Source organism: Pontibacter silvestris, from assembly GCF_020907275.1.
GTDB classification, from domain to species: domain Bacteria; phylum Bacteroidota; class Bacteroidia; order Cytophagales; family Hymenobacteraceae; genus Pontibacter; species Pontibacter silvestris.
The window spans coordinates 1-820 of sequence record NZ_JAJJWI010000091.1 but is presented as its reverse complement, the minus strand read 5'-3'; the positions used below and the strand labels follow the sequence as shown (position 1 = coordinate 820).

Below are 820 nucleotides of genomic sequence, written 5' to 3'. Positions count from 1 at the left end.
GGCTTTCAAAGGTACCCTCAGTACGCTTGGTAACCGTACGCAGAGCGCAATAGCACAAGGGTGCTTGACTGTGAGGCCCACAAGCCGAGCAGGGCCGAAAGGCGGATATAGTGATCCGGTGGTTCCGCATGGAAGGGCCATCGCTCAAAGGATAAAAGGTACTCTGGGGATAACAGGCTGATCTCCCCCAAGAGCTCATATCGACGGGGAGGTTTGGCACCTCGATGTCGGCTCGTCACGTCCTGGGGCTGGAGAAGGTCCCAAGGGTTCGGCTGTTCGCCGATTAAAGTGGCACGCGAGCTGGGTTCAGAACGTCGTGAGACAGTTCGGTCCCTATCTGTTGTGGGCGTCGGAGATTTGAGGGGTGCTGACCTTAGTACGAGAGGACCGGGTTGGACGAGCCTCTGGTGGACCTGTTGTGGCGCCAGCCGCAGCGCAGGGTAGCTACGCTCGGACGGGATAAGCGCTGAAAGCATCTAAGTGCGAAACCCGCCCCAAGATGAGATCTCCCTTAAGGGCCGTCAGAGACGATGACGTTGATAGGTGGCAGGTGCAAAGGCAGAAATGTCAAAGCCGAGCCATACTAATTGCCCGAGCGCGTTCTAAAGGAGCCGAAGGCTCCACCGGCGATAGCCGGCCCGCCTCTTACCTGCTCTGCCTTCTCCCTTCCAAAAGTCAAGAAACTGAAAAAAGCACGTACCGCAACCAAGACTGCGGCAAAGATAATGGTGGCTATGGCGCCGGTGTTCACCTCTTCCCATCCCGAACAGAGAAGTTAAGCCCGGCTGCGCCGATGGTACTGCCGTCACAGGTGGGAGAG

Annotated in this window: 2 rRNA genes; both read left to right on the top strand. The window is 57.6% G+C overall.

Annotation, left to right across the window (positions count from 1 at the left end):
- A 23S ribosomal RNA gene (locus tag LN995_RS21690) occupies positions 1-608 on the top strand; the annotation flags it as partial.
- Between the two features lie 116 nt (positions 609-724).
- A 5S ribosomal RNA gene (rrf, locus tag LN995_RS22275) occupies positions 725-820 on the top strand; the annotation flags it as partial.